The organism is Kosakonia sp. Marseille-Q7440 (assembly GCF_965119485.1).
Genome location: NZ_CBCPLT010000001.1, coordinates 115,188 through 132,502, shown reverse-complemented (window position 1 = coordinate 132,502; position 17,315 = coordinate 115,188). Strand labels below are relative to the sequence as shown.

General features: G+C 56.0%; 13 protein-coding genes and 1 pseudogene. 6 read left to right on the top strand and 8 right to left on the bottom strand.

Going from position 1 to position 17,315, the window contains the following annotated elements:
• Window positions 1–58 precede the first annotated feature (58 nt).
• Window positions 59–1,372 carry a glutamate/aspartate:proton symporter GltP gene (gltP, locus tag ACWPW2_RS00595; protein WP_192869610.1) on the bottom strand — a complete coding sequence of 438 codons (1,314 nt, stop codon included), beginning with the start codon at window positions 1,370–1,372 and terminating at the stop codon, window positions 59–61.
• A gap of 685 nt (window positions 1,373–2,057) precedes the next feature.
• On the opposite strand from gltP, the gene acs reads away from it, so the two are divergent.
• The 4 genes and pseudogenes from acs (at window position 2,058) to ACWPW2_RS00575 (ending at window position 7,609) form a co-directional block, all read left to right on the top strand.
• On the top strand, window positions 2,058–4,016 hold the full coding sequence (gene acs, locus ACWPW2_RS00590) for an acetate--CoA ligase (RefSeq protein ID WP_288881638.1): 1,959 nt from the start codon (window positions 2,058–2,060) through the stop codon (window positions 4,014–4,016).
• Window positions 4,017–4,194: 178 nt separating this feature from the next.
• Window positions 4,195–4,506: a DUF485 domain-containing protein gene (locus ACWPW2_RS00585; protein ID WP_054803074.1), complete on the top strand. Its 312-nt coding sequence runs from the start codon at window positions 4,195–4,197 to the stop codon at window positions 4,504–4,506.
• Window positions 4,503–6,152: a cation/acetate symporter ActP gene (gene actP, locus ACWPW2_RS00580; RefSeq protein WP_333871967.1), complete on the top strand. Its 1,650-nt coding sequence runs from the start codon at window positions 4,503–4,505 to the stop codon at window positions 6,150–6,152. The genes ACWPW2_RS00585 and actP overlap by 4 nt, the downstream gene beginning before the upstream one ends.
• A 149-nt stretch (window positions 6,153–6,301) precedes the next feature.
• A pseudogene (locus tag ACWPW2_RS00575) lies at window positions 6,302–7,609 on the top strand (Gfo/Idh/MocA family protein).
• Window positions 7,610–7,752: 143 nt separating this feature from the next.
• Here ACWPW2_RS00575 and ACWPW2_RS00570 read toward each other — a convergent pair.
• The 4 genes from ACWPW2_RS00570 to soxR all read right to left on the bottom strand — a co-directional run bounded on the left by ACWPW2_RS00570 (window position 7,753) and on the right by soxR (window position 12,574).
• Complete coding sequence (locus tag ACWPW2_RS00570) at window positions 7,753–9,399, bottom strand: Na+/H+ antiporter (RefSeq protein WP_023478511.1); 1,647 nt, start codon at window positions 9,397–9,399, stop codon at window positions 7,753–7,755.
• Between the two features lie 134 nt (window positions 9,400–9,533).
• Window positions 9,534–10,883, bottom strand: coding sequence for a guanine/hypoxanthine transporter GhxP (gene ghxP / locus ACWPW2_RS00565; RefSeq protein ID WP_023478454.1), 1,350 nt, complete (start codon window positions 10,881–10,883; stop codon window positions 9,534–9,536).
• A gap of 299 nt (window positions 10,884–11,182) precedes the next feature.
• The gene (locus tag ACWPW2_RS00560) at window positions 11,183–11,851 is read right to left on the bottom strand and encodes a glutathione S-transferase family protein (RefSeq protein ID WP_023478494.1); all 669 of its coding nucleotides are present in this window, start codon (window positions 11,849–11,851) and stop codon (window positions 11,183–11,185) included.
• 264 nt (window positions 11,852–12,115) lie between these two features.
• Complete coding sequence (gene soxR / locus ACWPW2_RS00555) at window positions 12,116–12,574, bottom strand: redox-sensitive transcriptional activator SoxR (protein WP_187800920.1); 459 nt, start codon at window positions 12,572–12,574, stop codon at window positions 12,116–12,118.
• An 80-nt stretch (window positions 12,575–12,654) separates the two neighbouring features.
• Between soxR and soxS the strand changes: the two genes are divergently transcribed.
• On the top strand, window positions 12,655–12,978 hold the full coding sequence (gene soxS, locus ACWPW2_RS00550) for a superoxide response transcriptional regulator SoxS (protein WP_023478478.1): 324 nt from the start codon (window positions 12,655–12,657) through the stop codon (window positions 12,976–12,978).
• A gap of 1 nt (window position 12,979) precedes the next feature.
• On the opposite strand, the gene ACWPW2_RS00545 is transcribed toward soxS, so the two are convergent.
• The gene (locus ACWPW2_RS00545) at window positions 12,980–14,551 is read right to left on the bottom strand and encodes an EAL domain-containing protein (protein ID WP_454121264.1); all 1,572 of its coding nucleotides are present in this window, start codon (window positions 14,549–14,551) and stop codon (window positions 12,980–12,982) included.
• A gap of 776 nt (window positions 14,552–15,327) precedes the next feature.
• Between ACWPW2_RS00545 and ACWPW2_RS00540 the strand changes: the two genes are divergently transcribed.
• On the top strand, window positions 15,328–15,609 hold the full coding sequence (locus ACWPW2_RS00540) for a YjcB family protein (RefSeq protein ID WP_023478396.1): 282 nt from the start codon (window positions 15,328–15,330) through the stop codon (window positions 15,607–15,609).
• Window positions 15,610–15,645: 36 nt separating this feature from the next.
• Here the strand turns inward: ACWPW2_RS00540 and ACWPW2_RS00535 are convergent, their stop codons facing one another.
• Both ACWPW2_RS00535 and ACWPW2_RS00530 read right to left on the bottom strand, forming a co-directional pair.
• Window positions 15,646–16,467 (bottom strand): ABC transporter permease, encoded by an 822-nt coding sequence (locus tag ACWPW2_RS00535; protein ID WP_454121263.1) that lies wholly within the window; start codon window positions 16,465–16,467, stop codon window positions 15,646–15,648.
• Window positions 16,464–17,297: an ABC transporter permease gene (locus tag ACWPW2_RS00530; protein WP_454121262.1), complete on the bottom strand. Its 834-nt coding sequence runs from the start codon at window positions 17,295–17,297 to the stop codon at window positions 16,464–16,466. The genes ACWPW2_RS00535 and ACWPW2_RS00530 overlap by 4 nt, the downstream gene beginning before the upstream one ends.
• Between the last annotated feature and the right edge of the window lie 18 nt (window positions 17,298–17,315).

Sequence of the window (17,315 nt, the reverse complement as noted above, 5' to 3'; positions counted from 1 at the left end):
GCGACCGCGAAGAGAAGAAACGCTCCCCGACGCACACGCACCGGGGAGCGTACGCCGGTTACTGCCCGGCGGTTTTATCAAATTTGCCCAGCATTTCGCGCTCGTAGGCCTGCGCTTTTTTGCGGTCAAACTGGTGTTCCCACTTGGCGATCACCAGCACCGCCAGCGCGTTGCCGACCACGTTCAGCGCGGTACGCGCCATATCGAGGATACGGTCAACACCGGCGATAAACGCCAGCCCTTCCAGCGGAATACCGACGCTGCCAAGGGTTGCCAGCAGCACCACAAACGATACGCCCGGCACACCGGCGATGCCTTTCGAGGTCACCATCAGCGTCAGCACGAGGACGATCTCCTGCCACAGAGTGAGGTCGATACCATAAAGCTGGGCAATAAAGATTGCCGCGATGCTCTGGTAAAGGGTCGAGCCGTCGAGGTTAAAGGAGTACCCGGTCGGCACCACGAAACTGGTGATGGACGGCGGCGCGCCGTAGGCTTCCATCTTTTCGATAATGCGCGGCAGCACGCTTTCCGAACTGGCGGTGGAGTAAGCCAGAATCAGCTCATCCTTCAGGATGCGGATTAGGGTCCAAACGCTCAGCCCGCAGACGCGCGCCACCAGGCCTAACACCACCAGCGCAAAGAAGATGATTGCGACATAAACGAGGATCACCAGCTTCGCCAGCGGCCACAGCGAGGCGAAACCAAAGTTGGCGACCGTCACCGAAATCAGCGCGAAGACGCCAACCGGCGCGTAACGCATCACCATATGGGTGACTTTAAACATGGTTTCGGAAATGGAGCGGAAGACGGTTACCAGCGGCTCGCGGTGCGTTGCCGGCAGCGATGAGAGACCCAGGCCAAACAGCACCGAGAAGAAGATGATCGGCAGCATGTCGCCTTTCGCCATCGACGCGATGATATTGGTTGGCACCAGCGACAGGATGGTTCCCATCAGACCGTGAGCGTGGCTCTGCACGTCCGCGGTGGTGCTTTGGTATTTCGAAATATCCACCGTTGCCAGCTGCGACATATCAATGCCCGAGCCCGGCTGGAAGACGTTGGCCAGCGTAATGCCGAGCACAATCGCAACCGTAGTGATCACTTCGAAATAGATAATGGTTTTCGCGCCAATTCGACCAAGCTGCTTCGCATCGCCAACGCCTGCAATACCCACCACCAGCGTGGAGATGACAATCGGCACCACGATCATTTTGATCAGATGAATAAAGATATCGCCCGCCGGAGACAGGAAATTCGCAATCAGCCATTCACGGCTGTCGCTCTGATAATGCAAGTAACTACCCAGAAGAATACCCAGCACCAGAGCCAGCAATATCTGCCAGGCGAGGCTGATTTTCATATTTTTCATCACTACAGACATCCTCAATGAAGCGCCATTCCATGCACAGGAACGACACATACTGAAAGGGTATGATTTGCGTTGCACGGTATTGCGGGGGTTTTTAACGCGCATTATCAGTACCATTTGCAAGGTGTAACGCGCAACCCTATAGCGGGAGGGGGTTTGACTGATTTTTTAAGGAAAAACCGTCTTTTATTCCAGTTATGAAAAATAACTACTTGTTATAAAAAACTTTTCAGTCTGCGTAATTCCAATATTTAACTTTGGAAATTAATACACTGAAATTGTTCGGTTGCGCACTTTTTAATCATCAGAAATGTCGTACAACCGATCCCACACCGAAATTTCCACTGCGATTTTCTATTTAAAGAGTGAATAATCCATGACAAAAATTATTAATAGCCTATTGGTTCAGTGGTTTATTTTCAGGTGCTTACGCTTGTTCACCTTTTATCCAGCGAATAGCGGAGTAATCAAATCGCCTTATTCCATAACGTACTGTTATGAAGGAAATTTCTCTCTCCGCGTGCTTTTTAGCGCCTTTCAGGTTCGGCACAAACGGTTTTGCCGATTTGCAGTTGCGTTGCCTAATGCGTGATCTATCGCGCAAATAATAAACAAAGCAGGCAAAGGCCCTACAATTAACGTTCTTGTGACATATTATTAACATCTTACAAGGAGAGCAACCGCCATGAGCCAAATACATAAACACGATATTCCCGCGAACATTGCGGAGCGTTGCCTGATCGATCCACAGCAGTATGAAGCCAAATATCAGCAGTCCGTTAGCGACCCGGAGACCTTCTGGGGCGAAGAGGGCAAAATCCTCGACTGGATGAAACCCTACACCACCGTTAAGAACACCTCTTTCGCGCCCGGCAATATCTCCATCAACTGGTATCAGGATGGCACCCTGAATCTGGCCGCGAACTGTCTCGATCGCCATCTCGCCGAGCGCGGCGACCAGCCGGCGATTATCTGGGAAGGCGATGACGCCAGCCAGAGCAAAACCATTACCTATCGCGAACTGCACCGCGATGTCTGCCGCTTTGCCAACGTGCTGGTGGATCTGGGCATTAAAAAAGGCGATGTGGTGGCGATCTATATGCCGATGGTGCCGGAAGCGGCGGTAGCGATGCTCGCCTGCGCGCGTATTGGCGCAGTCCACTCGGTGATTTTCGGCGGCTTCTCGCCGGAAGCGGTTGCCGGGCGAATTATCGACTCCAGCTCGCGCTTAGTGATCACCGCCGATGAGGGCGTCCGCGCCGGGCGCGCGATCCCGCTGAAGAAGAACGTCGATGACGCGCTGAAAAACCCCAACGTGAAGAGCGTTGAACATGTGGTGGTATTCAAGCGCACCGGCGGCAATATTGAGTGGCATGAAGGGCGCGATCTCTGGTGGAGCGATTTAACCGCTACTGCCAGCGATGAGCATCAGCCTGTGGAAGTGGGCGCGGAAGATCCGCTCTTTATCCTCTACACCTCTGGTTCGACCGGCAAACCGAAAGGGGTGCTGCACACCACCGGCGGCTACCTGGTTTATGCCGCGACCACCTTTAAATATGTTTTTGATTACCATCCGGGCGACGTCTACTGGTGTACGGCGGATGTCGGCTGGGTAACGGGCCACAGCTACCTGCTTTATGGCCCGCTGGCCTGCGGTGCCATCACGCTGATGTTTGAAGGGGTGCCGAACTGGCCGACCCCGGCGCGCATGAGTCAGGTGGTCGATAAGCATAAGGTCAATATCCTCTACACCGCGCCGACGGCGATCCGCGCCCTGATGGCGGAAGGGGATAAAGCGATTACCGGCACCGACCGCTCTTCGCTGCGTATTTTGGGTTCCGTCGGCGAGCCGATCAACCCGGAAGCGTGGGAGTGGTACTGGTCGAAAATCGGTAATGGCAAATGCCCGGTGATGGATACCTGGTGGCAGACAGAAACCGGCGGTTTTATGATCACCCCGCTGCCCGGCGCAACCCAGTTGAAGGCCGGTTCCGCCACGCGCCCCTTCTTTGGCGTACAGCCTGCGCTGGTTGATAACGAAGGTAACGCGCTTGAGGGCGCGACCGAAGGCAACCTGGTGATCACCGACTCGTGGCCGGGCCAGGCGCGGACGCTGTTTGGCGATCACGATCGCTTCGAGCAGACCTACTTCTCTACCTTTAAAAATATGTACTTCAGCGGCGACGGCGCGCGCCGGGATGAAGATGGCTACTACTGGATCACCGGGCGCGTGGACGACGTGCTGAACGTCTCCGGCCACCGTCTCGGCACGGCGGAAATTGAGTCGGCGCTGGTGTCGCACCCGAAAATCGCCGAAGCGGCGGTGGTCGGTATTCCGCACAATATCAAAGGCCAGGCGATCTACGCTTACGTGACGCTCAATCACGGCGAAGAGCCGTCGCCAGAGCTCTATACCGATGTGCGGAACTGGGTGCGTAAAGAGATTGGCCCGCTGGCGACGCCGGATGTGCTGCACTGGACCGACTCGCTGCCGAAAACCCGCTCCGGCAAAATCATGCGCCGTATTTTGCGCAAGATTGCCGCTGGCGATACCAGCAACCTCGGCGATACCTCAACTCTCGCCGATCCGGGCGTAGTGGAGAAACTGCTCGAAGAGAAGCAGTCCATTACGATGCCGTCGTAACCCTGGGCCGGATGCGCTGGACGTCGTTATCCGGCTGGCTTTGAAGATAATCATTACGCCGGATGGCGGCTGATGCCCTATCCGACCTACATAAGCCCCCTGCGGGTTGTAGGCCGGATAAGAGGCGTTGCGTCGCCATCCGGCAAAGAAAGCCCCTATAAACCTCTGGAGACCTGCGATGAATGACCTTTATCAGCAGATAGAAAACAGTGCGCATTTCAGGGAGTTAGTTGAAAAACGGCAACGGTTTGCCTTTCTCTTATCCATCATCATGCTGATTATCTACGTCGGCTTTATCATGCTTATCGCTTTTGCCCCGCACTGGCTCGGCACGCCGCTGCATGCGGGCACCACCGTCACGCGCGGCATCCCGATTGGTATCGGCGTGATTTTGATTTCGTTCGTGCTGACAGCGGTCTATGTCTGGCGCGCCAACAGTGAGTTTGAACGGTTGACCCGGGCGGTACTGAGCGAGGTAAAAGCGCCATGAAGAGAGTCCTGACGGCGCTTGCCGCCACACTTCCGCTGGCGGCAAATGCCGCTGATGCCATTACCGGCGCGGTGCAGCGCCAGCCAACCAACTGGCAGGCGATAATCATGTTCCTGATTTTCGTCGTGCTGACCCTCTACATCACCTACTGGGCTTCAAAACGCGTCCGTTCGCGCAATGATTACTATACGGCGGGCGGCAATATCACCGGTTTCCAGAACGGGCTGGCGATTGCCGGTGACTTTATGTCTGCCGCCTCGTTCCTCGGCATCTCGGCGCTGGTCTACACCTCCGGCTACGACGGGCTGATCTACTCCCTCGGCTTCCTCGTCGGCTGGCCGATCATCCTCTTCCTGATTGCCGAACGGCTGCGTAACCTCGGGCGCTACACCTTTGCCGATGTCGCCTCCTATCGCCTGAAGCAGGGGCCGATTCGTATTCTCTCTGCCTGCGGTTCGCTGGTGGTGGTGGCGCTCTACCTGATTGCGCAGATGGTCGGCGCGGGCAAGCTTATCCAGCTGCTGTTCGGCCTGAACTACCATATCGCGGTGGTGCTGGTTGGCGTGCTGATGGTGATGTATGTGCTGTTCGGCGGCATGCTCGCCACCACCTGGGTGCAGATCATCAAAGCCGTGCTGCTGCTGTTCGGTGCCAGCTTTATGGCCTTTATGGTGATGAAACATGTCGGCTTCAGCTTCAATAACCTGTTTAGCGAAGCGATGGCGGTGCACCCGAAAGGCGATGCAATCATGAGCCCTGGGGGGCTGGTGAAAGATCCGATATCGGCGCTGTCGTTAGGCCTTGGGCTGATGTTCGGTACTGCCGGTTTACCGCATATTTTGATGCGCTTCTTTACCGTCAGCGATGCGCGGGAAGCGCGTAAAAGCGTGCTCTACGCCACCGGCTTTATGGGCTACTTCTACATCCTGACCTTTATCATCGGTTTTGGTGCCATCATGCTGGTCGGCGCGAACCCGGCGTTTAAAGATGCGGCGGGCGCGCTGATTGGCGGCAACAATATGGCGGCGGTGCACCTCGCCGATGCCGTGGGTGGCAACCTGTTCCTCGGCTTTATCTCTGCCGTCGCCTTCGCCACCATTTTGGCGGTGGTCGCAGGCCTGACGCTGGCGGGCGCTTCGGCGGTGTCGCACGATCTCTACGCCAACGTCTTCCGCAAAGGGGCGACGGAGCGCCAGGAGCTGCGGGTGTCGAAAATCACCGTGCTGATCCTCGGTGTGGTGGCTATTCTGCTGGGCATTCTGTTCGAGAATCAGAACATCGCCTTTATGGTGGGGCTGGCCTTCTCTATCGCCGCAAGCTGTAACTTCCCGATTATCCTGCTGTCGATGTACTGGTCGAAACTGACCACGCGCGGCGCGATGATTGGCGGCTGGCTTGGCCTGCTGACGGCGGTGATTTTGATGGTGCTCGGCCCGACTATTTGGGTGCAGATCCTCGGCCATGCCGCACCGGTCTTCCCGTATGAATACCCGGCGCTCTTCTCGATTGCCGTGGCCTTTATCGGCATCTGGGTCTTCTCGGCGACCGACAATACCGAAGCGGGCAAACGCGAGCGCGAGCTGTTCCGCGCCCAGTTTATCCGCTCGCAAACCGGCGTCGGTATCGAGCAGGGCCGCGCGCACTAACCTCCCCTCTCCTCCCCGGCCACTTTTGGCCGGGGATCACACTTTCCCCTCTCTGCCATAGGCATATTTCGCCATCGCGCTACAGTAACCTCATCGAATTGAAACAACGTTCCATTAATTCAGCCGGTCAATTCATAAGAGAGGATGCGATGAAGAGCTATGCGTTAGTGGGCACGGGCGGGCGTGCCGGTTTGTATATCTCCGCCATTGGCGGCCAGTGGAGGGAGAATGCCCGCATGGTGGCGTTCTGCGATACCAACCAGACGCGGATGGATTACGCCAACCAGCTATTAATGCAGGAGGGCGCGGCTTCTGTTCCCACATGGCTTGCTGCGCAGTTTGAGGCGATGATCCGCGAAACGCGGCCCGATACGATTATCGTCACCACCATGGACAGAACCCACGATGACTATATCGTGCGCGCCCTGCGCGCGGGCTGCGATGTGATCACCGAAAAACCGATGACCATCGATGAGACGCGCGCGCTGCGTATTCTTGATGCCATTGAAGAGACGGGCAAAACCGTGCGCGTGGCCTTCAACTATCGCTATGCGCCGCACCACAGCAAAGTGCGTGAACTGCTGATGAACAACACCATCGGCGATGTCTACTCAGTGCATTTTGAGTGGCTGCTCAATACCGAACATGGCGCGGACTACTTTCGCCGCTGGCACCGGGAGAAGCGCAACAGCGGCGGCCTGCTGGTGCATAAATCGACCCACCATTTCGATCTGATGAACTTCTGGCTCGACAGCTTCCCACTGCGGGTCTACGCCGAGGGCGGCCTGCGCTTTTACGGCAAAGAGAATGCCGAAAAGCGCGGCGTGACGCACTTCTACCCGCGCACGCACGGCTATGCCGCTGCCCAGGACGATCCGTTTGCGCTGCATATGGCCGACAACCCGTAGTTAAAAGCGCTCTATCTTGATGCGGAACATGAGGATAACTACTGGCGCGATCAGAGCGTGTTCAGCGACGGCATCACCATTGAAGATACGATGTCGGTGCTGGTGAAGTACCAGAATCAGTGCCAGCTGACCTACTCGCTCAACACCTATCTGCCGTGGGAAGGGCTGAACGTGGTGTTTAACGGCAGCCTCGGGCGGCTGGAGATGAAAATCGTCGAGAAATCCTATGTGAACGCGGGCGGCGAGCGCGCGAATGAGGGGAGCCTGACTTCGTGTGATATCACCGTTTTCCCGATGTTTGCCGCGCCGTGGAAAGCGGAGTTTACCCTCGGCGAAGGCGGGCACGGCGGCGGGGATAACGCAATGCTGGCGGATCTGTTTGGCACACCGGAGCATGATCCATTGCAACGCGCAGCCGATCACCGCGCGGGGGCGATGTCGATATTGACCGGCATTGCGGGCAATATCTCTCTCCAGCAGCAGCGGCCGGTCAATTTCAACGAGTTTGAGTTGGTCGCGCGGTTAAGAAAGGCGGCGCACGGCGCATAAAGAGAGGCATCGGAGCCGTTTAGTGCCTGATGGCGCTGCGCTTATCAGGCCTACGGGTTGGCATCATGCCTACGAGTTGGCATCATGCCTACGGTTTTGTAGGCCGGATAAGGCGCAGCCGCCATCCGGCATTGCTGTCTTGCTTACTTGTTCTCGATCAGCAGCGCTTCCAGCAGATCGAGGTCATGCAGCATCTTTTGCAGCGTCTCGTTACTGATCTGGCGGGTGGCGCGCAGATGGTAAAGCTCAGCACGCTCCGAGCGCAGCGCCGCCAGGCGGAAGCGGCGTTCGAGGTTCTCTTCCTGCAGCGTGTTTTCCACATCATTGCGACCATCGGCGCGGCGGCGCAGATTACCAATTACCCGCGAACTCACCTCCGTCAGCAGCTGGGTATCGATATTCTCTTCGGTATCTGCTGCCAGGCGCTCTTCCATCTTCTGGATTGCCACAATCGCCACATCGGCGGTCGCCGCGCGCGCCATGCGCTCCTCTTTCTGCTGCTGGGCGTGGTCACGCACTTCAATACGCTGCAACAGCATCGGCAGGGCAATCACGCCGACAAAGAGCGAAAAGAGGATCACCCCGGCGGCGAGGAACACCAGCTCATAACGCGCCGGGAAAACATCGCCGGTCGGCAGCAGGAGCGGAATCGACAGCACACCGGCGAGGGTAATCGCCCCGCGCACACCGGCAAAGGTGGCAATCAGCAGCTCGCGGGTGCTCCATGCGCCGAACTCCATCGGCTTGTTGGTCAGGAAGCGGCGGCTGAAGTTCTTCATCACCCACAGCCAGCCAAAACGCACCAGCATCAGCGCGGCGTAAATCAGCAGGATATCGGTAAACAGCATCCAGGTTTCAACGTTCGGATCGGCTTCTGCCGCCACCAGCGAGGACTCCAGAATCCCTGGCAGTTGCAGGCCCAACAGCAGGAACACCATGCCGTTAAAGACAAACTCCAGCATCGACCAGGTGCTGTTTGCGCGCAGGCGCATCGCCAGCGGCGCGCTACGCATCACGCCGGAGCGGGTGATGGTCATCCCGGCGGCGACGGCGGCAAGAATGCCGGAGAAGCCGATATGCTCGGCAATCAGGTAAGAGGCGAACGGCAGCAGGAACAGCAGCACGATTTGCGTGGCCGGTTCGTCCCCGCCCCAGCGGCTGAGGAAACGCAGCGAACGGCCATAGAGCCAGCTGACGGCGAAGCCGGCCAGCAGGCCGCCAATTGCCACTTTGAAGAACTCGACCGTGGCGCCGCCGACGGTAAAGACCATCGTGCCCATTGCCACGGCGACCGCGAACTTCAGCGACACCAGGCCGGAGGCGTCATTCATCAGCGCCTCACCCTGCAGGATGCCCATGATCTTTTTCGGGATGCGTCCTTCGCCGACGATGCCAGAGAGCGCCACCGCATCGGTTGGCGACAACACCGCGGCCAGCGCAAAGGCGGGCACCAGCGGGATGCCCGGCACCATCCAGTAAATTAAGAAGCCGATACCCACCACGGTGACCAGCACCAGTGCCAGCGCAAGACCAAATATCTCGCGCCCGTGCTCAAGGAATTCGCGCGTCGGCGTTTTCCAGCCGTCGGCAAAGAGCAGCGGCGGAATAAACAGCACGAGGAAGAGTTCCGGGTCGAACTCAACGTGCAAACCGAAGGTCGGTAAGGCGAGTAACGCGCCGATGGCGATCTGCATCAGCGGTAAGGGGATTTGAAACGGCAGAACTCGAGTGATAACACCGGAGAGCGATACCACAAGGGTCATGATGAGAATGGTAAAGAAGATTTCCATGCGTTCCCTGTTTGCAGTGTGTTGTTATACCCGCATCAGACCTGAGACGGGGTCTTTCAGCTTAACGCAAAGCAACCGGGCTGTGGGCAAAAAAATGGGCAACCGAAGTTGCCCATTGTCCGAATGTTTAATGATTAGATAGCCCAGCCGCCGGCATAGAACGCCACCAGCGCGATAGCGATCACCACGGTGCCGATGTTCAGCTTGCGCCATTCACCGGAAACCACGCGGCCAATCACCAGCGAGGCGAAGCCGATCATAATACCGGTCACAATGTTACAGGTGAGCACAATAAACACCGCGGTAATAAGGCCCGACATGGCGTCAACGAAGTCGGCGAAATCGATTTTCGCCACGTTGCTCAGCATCAGCAGACCAACATACATCAGCGCCGGTGCGGTGGCGTACGCCGGCACCAGGTAAGAGAGCGGAGAGAGGAACAGGATCAGCATAAATAGCACGCCGACGGTGATCGCCGTCAGGCCGGTTTTGCCGCCCGCCGCGGTGCCCGCCGCCGATTCGATATAGACCGCAGCCGGCGCCGCGCCAACCAGACCAGAGAAGACGCTGCTCAGGGAGTCGGTGGTCAGCGCTTTGCCGCCATCGATAATCTGCCCATCTTTATCCAGCAGGTTCGCCTGCCCTGCGACCGCGCGAATGGTGCCGGTAGCGTCAAACACCGCCGTCATCACCAGCGCCAGCACGCTTGGCAGCACCACCGGGTTGAGCGCGCCCATAATATCGAGGCTGCCAATCAGCGAGTTGCCTTTGTCATCGCTCAGGGATGGCATGGCGAAAATACCGGAGAAGTGCACGGTCGGGTCGAAAATCAGGCCAACGACGGAGATGCCGATAATGGTCAGCAGAATGCCGCCCGGCACTTTTAGCTTCTCCAGACCGATAATCACCGCCAGGCCAATCAGCGACATGATCACCGGGAAGCTGGCGAAGTGGCCAAGGGCAACCGGCAGACCGTCAATCGGGTTTTTAACCACAAGGCCGACGCCGTTGGCGGCGATCAGCAGCAGAAACAGGCCGATACCAATGCCGGTGCCGTGCGCAACGCCCTGCGGCAGGTTACGCAAAATCCAGCTGCGAATGCCGGTAGCGGAGATAACGGTAAACAGCACACCCATCAGGAACACCGCGCCGAGCGCGACCGGGACGCTGATCTGCTGCCCCAGCACCAGGCTGAACGCGGTAAAAGCGGTAAGGGAAATCGCACAACCGATAGCCAGCGGCAGGTTGGCCCACAGCCCCATCACGATGGAGCCGACACCGGCAACCAGGCAGGTGGCAACGAAAACGGCGGCCGGCGGGAAACCGGCTTTGCCCAGCATGCCGGGCACCACGATGACGGAGTAAACCATCGCCAGGAAGGTGGTTAAACCGGCCACGATCTCCTGACGAACGGTGCTGCCACGGGCAGAAATTTTGAACAGTGCGTCAAGCGAACCGCCGGTACGCGCAGATGGCGTAGACATAGATACATCCCCTGAGAATTTTATTGTGCGTTGGCATGCGTGGTGGACAGTCCACTGCCGGTCAAACGTCTTCTCCCTGTGCTGCGTTGTGGCAAAGGGCCACAAAAAAGCAAACGTTTAACTCCGCGCATCCAACGGGTGGTCAAAAAAAGGCAAACGATTATCCAGGGTTTATACGCCGCTTTTCAACCAAACTTTGCCGCTTTCTGCCAAATATCGCCGAAAGCGGCTAAGAACTACCCGCCGGATGCGCAAACGTTATCGTCGATGCGCAACTTTGCAACATTCTACGAACATTCTCACTCGCCGGGCAGCGAGAAGGGGCCGCCTTGTTCAATGGCACGTTTCCAGGTCGGGCGCATTTCGACGCGTTTTTTCCACGCCTGCAAATTAGGCAGATTCTCAATGCCACCGCGCGACAGCAGCGCAAATACCGGGAAGCTCATCTGCACATCCGCCATGCTCAGTTCATCACCGGCAAACCATGGGCGGTGCGCCAGCTCCCCTTCAATAAAGCGGGCGTGGGTCTCCAGTTGCTTATTGAGAAACGCGTTTTCGATTCCCTTACCAATCAGCTTGCCGACGCTGCGCACGCCGAACGGCACCGGCGGTTTGCCGAGTTGCCCCACCACCAGCTTCATTAATAGCAGCGGCATCAGCGAGCCCTCCGCATAGTGCAGCCAGAAGCGGTAATCGATTTTCTGCTGCGCCTCGTGCGGCTTGAAGCGCTGCTCCGTGTCGTAGGTCTCTTGCAGGTATTCGAGGATCGCCCCCGATTCGGCGAGGATAAAGCCGTTATCTTCCACTACCGGCGATTTTCCCAGCGGGTGGATCTTTTTCAGCTCGTCCGGTGCCAGCATGTTTTTCTGCCGCTCATAACGCACGATATTGTAGGGAACGCCCAGCTCTTCCAGCGCCCAGAGGATGCGCTGCGAGCGCGATTTATTCAGATGGTGCACTGTAAGCATGACTCTCTCCCGCGTTTATATTCGTTTTAACTATAGAGAAGCGCGGGCAAAGCGCCGAAAAAATCATAATAAAGCTGTTCAAAAAAGAAGCACAATCGCTACGCGCAACTATACTTACAGTGTCAGCACAAACCGGAACCTTACTCGCTACACAAGGGGTGTTGATGTCGGGGGAAACCCTCCCGTTTCGATGCGGGATAGAGCGAAAGACAATGACCGGAAAACGACTAAAGCGCCCCAGCGGGCGCTTTAGTTTTTTTAGGCTCACTCATCTTCCAGCAACCGCGCGCCAGGCCCCTGTTTGCCCAGCGTATCGCCAGGGTTGCGTAGCGGGCAGTCGCTGCGCGACAGGCAGCCGCAGCCGATGCAGCCATCGAGTTCATCGCGCAGAGCGACCAGCGTATGGATACGTCTGTCCAGCTCTTCACGCCACTGGGACGAGAGCGCCTTCCACTCCTTTTTGCTCAGCGCGTGCCCTTCCGGCAGTACGCCGAAGGCCTCGCCGATGGTCGCCAGCGGGATGCCGATACGCTGCGCGATTTTGATAATCGCTACATGGCGCAATACATCGCGCTGATAACGCCGCTGATTACCGGCATTGCGTGAACTTTTTATCAGCCCTTTGCTTTCATAAAAGTGCAGCGTCGAGACGGCGACCCCGCTGCGCTTCGCCACTTCACCGGGGCTGAGAAGGGCTTTGATTCGCGGCGTTTTCTTTTCCATAAAACCTCTTTACCTCAAGTTAACTTGAGGAATTATACTCGCCCGCAGACAAAACGACGAATCGGGAAAGAGGAAGCTTTATGTCCCATCAGCAGATTATTCAGACCTTGATTGAATGGATTGATGAACATATCGACCAACCAATGAACATTGATGTTGTCGCCAAAAAGTCAGGCTATTCAAAGTGGTACTTACAGAGGATGTTCCGCACCGTGATGCATCAGACGCTCGGGGAGTATATTCGTCAGCGCCGCCTGCTGCTGGCCGCCGAAGCGCTGCGCACCACTAAACGGCCGATTTTTGATATTGCGATGGATTTGGGTTACGTCTCGCAGCAGACTTTTTCGCGCGTCTTCCGCCGCGAGTTTGATCGTACGCCGAGCGACTATCGCCACCAGGCGTAACTCACTTTAGCGAAGGCGGCTGCTGCACCCAGCGTTTAAACTCCTGTGGCGGCAGCGCCTTCGCAAAGTGCCACCCCTGGCAAAACTGCACGCCGCGCTTAAGCAGCCAGGCGACCTGCTCTGCCGTCTCCACCCCTTCCGCAATAATCTTCAGCCGCAGGCTCTGCGCCATATCAATAATATGTTCCGCAATTAAGTGGCTGGTGCTGTTAGTGGAGAGCGTGTCGATAAAGGATTTGTCGATCTTCAGGATATCGACGTTCAGCGAGTAGAGATTGTGCAGGTTGGAGTAGCCGGTGCCGAAATCATCGATCGCCACTTCATACCCCGCCTGGCGAAACGCCTGGATCACCGGCGTGGTTTTTGGCACATCGATAAAGCCACGCTCGGTCACTTCAATTTTGATCTGCTCGGCGCGCACCGCATAGTCGCGCGCTTTGTTGGCAATCAGCGAAATTAAGCGCGACGAGTGGAAGTCAGAGGCCGACAGGTTGATGGAGATATAGAGATTCGGCACCACCGCCAGAAAATCCCCTAAATCGTTGAACACCTCATCGACGACATAATCCGTCACGCGCTCAATCATCCCCTCTTTTTCTGCCAGCGGAATAAACTCCGTCGGGCTCATCACCTGGCCGTTAAAACCGGGCCAGCGCAATAGCGCCTCGGCACCGACGCAGGTGCCGTTTTTAATATCAATAATAGGTTGGTAATGAAGGCGAAGCTGACGACGGGTTAGAGCGCGGTGGAGCCTGCGGCGCGGGGAAGTAAATTCCCGCCGTGTTCGCGTCCAGATAAAAAAGATGAGCGCGCTACAGATCATCCCTAACGGCAGCGTAAAAACCGCCTGCCGGTAGAGGGAGTGGAAATAGTTTTCGCGCGACGTCGAAACAATAATGGCGATCGGCCGGGAAGATGCGTACGCAATGGTATAAAAGCGGTCGCCCAGTAAGAAAGAGCTATCCTGGCGATGAATTAGCGAGGCAAAGGTCTTCAGATGGGCGTTCTTGCTGAGGGAGAAAAAGCCGCCGGAGCGTGTATCGTAAACGCCATACGCCAGACGCGGATCGTCTGATGTCACATCGCTATAGGTGAGCGGGTTAATCACCGCGACATAATTTCCCCGCTGCACATAGACCATTTTATAGCCAGCATAAAAAGGGGTATCGCGATAGTAATAGAGCGCCGTGCCATGCTGCCCCTGATAGTCCGCTGGTGAAATAGCATACGATTGCGCGGGCGTAACGGCGCTGGAACATAAAAAGTGGTTGCCCTCGGCATAAATAAGGTCGGCGACATACTGGCTGCCGTGAACAATATTAAGCATCAGGGCACGATGTTGCGGCGTACACGGCGTGCCGCGATAGGCCTCCGCCGCGCGGCGCACGCTATCTGCCTGCTGGATAACGAGATCGGTTTTATTCAGTGCCTGGCGGGCAAATGCGCGCAGGTGCGTGCGCGTATCTTTTACAGCGTGGATATGCGCAACCCATAGCGAGATCATTACCGGGATAAGAACCACCAGTATCATTCCGCTAATTCTGAGCAATTTACGAGGCACACTGAGCTTCATGTCCGCCGAAATCCATGCATTTTATGTGCCTTTTATATTGTTGGGCAGGAGGCTTTTAGAAACAGGTGATTACGTTGCATCAAACCCTGATCATTAGCAACTGACTTTTCTCTTCCGGATCCTGATATTTAACGATGCTGAGAATATTCCACCGTAAGGCAAACTAAAAGTGTGCCCCTGGTTTTATATTTAACTAAATATTTCGCCCTGCCGTTCACCAGGCGAAGCGGCCGCGAATAAGAGAGCGTGACCATATAGGTAATACAGCGTCCATATTGTCTATTTTTCACTCAATTATCCGGCTAAAAGTAGCCATAGCATAAACTGGTACTTAATAGTTAAGTTATAATGTACTCACGCTTAATAATATAAGTCGCCTTAATTATCTGGCGAAAAGTAGCGCAATTTATGCGCCGCGCTTTTCCACAATCAGAACATCCTCATGACCATGATTATCGCGATTTTGTCGTTTTATTGCTGCGCTTATGTAAAATTTATTTCTTATTTCCATGCGAGGGTTAGTTAAATAAAAATATTGAATAAGATCGATCTCGCCTGACCACGATAATGTATCAAGCCGCTTTTTGCCGACTTAAAAAACTAAAAAAGCTCTCTTTTTGTACTGGTGAATAAAACAGCAAATGTGATAGAGTTCACAAATTCCGTGTATGCGGAACCCCACTTTTACATTGTTGTGTTAACCCGACGGACAACTGCTTTCGCACGCTGCGCAGGCCTTTGCTCGCCAGGTGTTTGATTCTCCTGAGGATAGTAAGATGGCAACCCTTACCACCAGCGTGGTGCTGTTCCGCTGGCAGTTATTGAGCGCACTTTTAATGTTTATGGCCAGTACGCTGAACATTCGTTTTCGCCGTTCCGATTACTTCGGGCTTGCGGTGATCAGCAGCGGCATGGGGCTGGCAGCCGCCTGCTGGTTTGCCACCGGCCTGCTTGGCCTGTCGGTGATGGATTTCGCCAAAATCTGGCAACACTTTGCGTCGGTGTGGGAAGAGATGACCCGCAACGCACCGCCAGAGTGGCCAATGGTGATGACCTGATAAGCAGCTGGCCCGGATGATACCCCCAGCAAAGCGCTATTTTCCCAGCTTTGACAGCATCTCCGGGCGCATAAATTTCTGAATAACCAGCATAAAGAGCACCGACGGCATTAACAGAATCAGCGCCGTAATCGACGAGATCTGATAATTCCCGGACATACTGGCGGTATAGAGCAGGATCGGTAAAGTGGTGATATCCGGCGCGCCGACAAAAAAGGTGGCGGTGAACTCATCCAGCGACTCCAGAAAGACGAAGATACTCGCCGCAATCAACCCCGGCGCCGCCTGCGGCAGCGTAATGTGGAAAAAGGTATAGAGCGGCCCGGCACCCAGATTGCGCGAAGCCCTCGCCAGCAGCGGATCGAGTGACGAGAACGCCGCAACGCTGATCCAGATTGAGTAGATCAACCCATGCACGCTGTGCACCAGCACCACCCCGGCAATCGTGCCGTTTAATCCCCACTGATAAAAAAGCCGCGCCACGTTCATATAGACCGTCAGATTCGGAAAGGCCTGCGGAATCAAAAAGAGCAGCATAAAGAAGGCGCGCCACGGCATTCCTCGCTGCGCAAGCGCATAACCCGCCGGCACCGAAATCAGCAGACAGACCAGCACCGACAGCAGCGCAATCAGCACGCTTATCCCCAGCGAGCCGGAGATGTCGCTATAGGGGCTAAATACCTGATTCCAGTATTTCAGCCCCCACTGGCTCGGCAGCGCATGGGGAAAAAACCAGCTCTCCGCCACCGTCCAGATCAGTAAATTAAGCAGCGGCCCGAACAGCGCCAGCACCAGAAAGGTGAGCAGCAGCGTTTGTAAAAGAAAGCTGCCGCGAATTTTTTGCCGTAACCGGTTCATGCCTGCTCCCCTTTTGCCTGCAACGTATGGCGTAAATAGAACCACGACAGCGCAGCGCAAATCAGATAAGAGATCACGCCCATCGCGTTGGCGACCGGGTAATCACCGTACGAGTTGACGCGAAAAGCCATATCTACCGTCATCATGGTCGGCGTGCCGGTGCCAATCATCAACGGTACCGAAAGTACCGACATCATCGTCACGGTCGAGAGCACCATCGCCACGCCGATGGTCGGTAAAACCTGCGGCAAAATAATGTCGAACAAAATACGCACACGCGACGCGCCGAGGTTTTGCGCCGCCAGAATATGGCTGCGATCGACCGCCGCCATCGCCCCGCAAATCAGCAGGGTTGAGAAGGCCATCTGTTTCCAGACGAAGGTAATAATGATCCCGCTCCAGCCGAGCAGCGAGGTGGTCTCTGTCGGCGTTAACAGCCCGGCGGCCACCAGCGCATTGTTCATCAGACCGTTTTTCGCCAGAAAGGTACGCATCATCTGCGCCGTAACGATAAAGGGAATAAAGAGCGGCAGGCGGTAGAGAAACGCCAGTGTCCGGACAATACCCTGCCAGGGCGAGAGCACAATGATGGCGGAAATCGTTATCGACAGCAGGGCGAGGATCGCCAGCGATACCAGCACAATGATCACCGTAAACAGGATGTCGCTGGAGTAGAGCGAGAACATCTTCGCAAAGTGCGCCAGCGTTAACGCGTGGCTCTCGTCGGTAAAAGCCGAGATCAGCGAATAGCCGAGCGGCCAGAGAAACAGAACCGCGATGGTCAGCGTTGCCGGGCCAACCAGCAAAAGGGATTTCATCGTATGTCGCATGGTAAACCTGAATAGTCA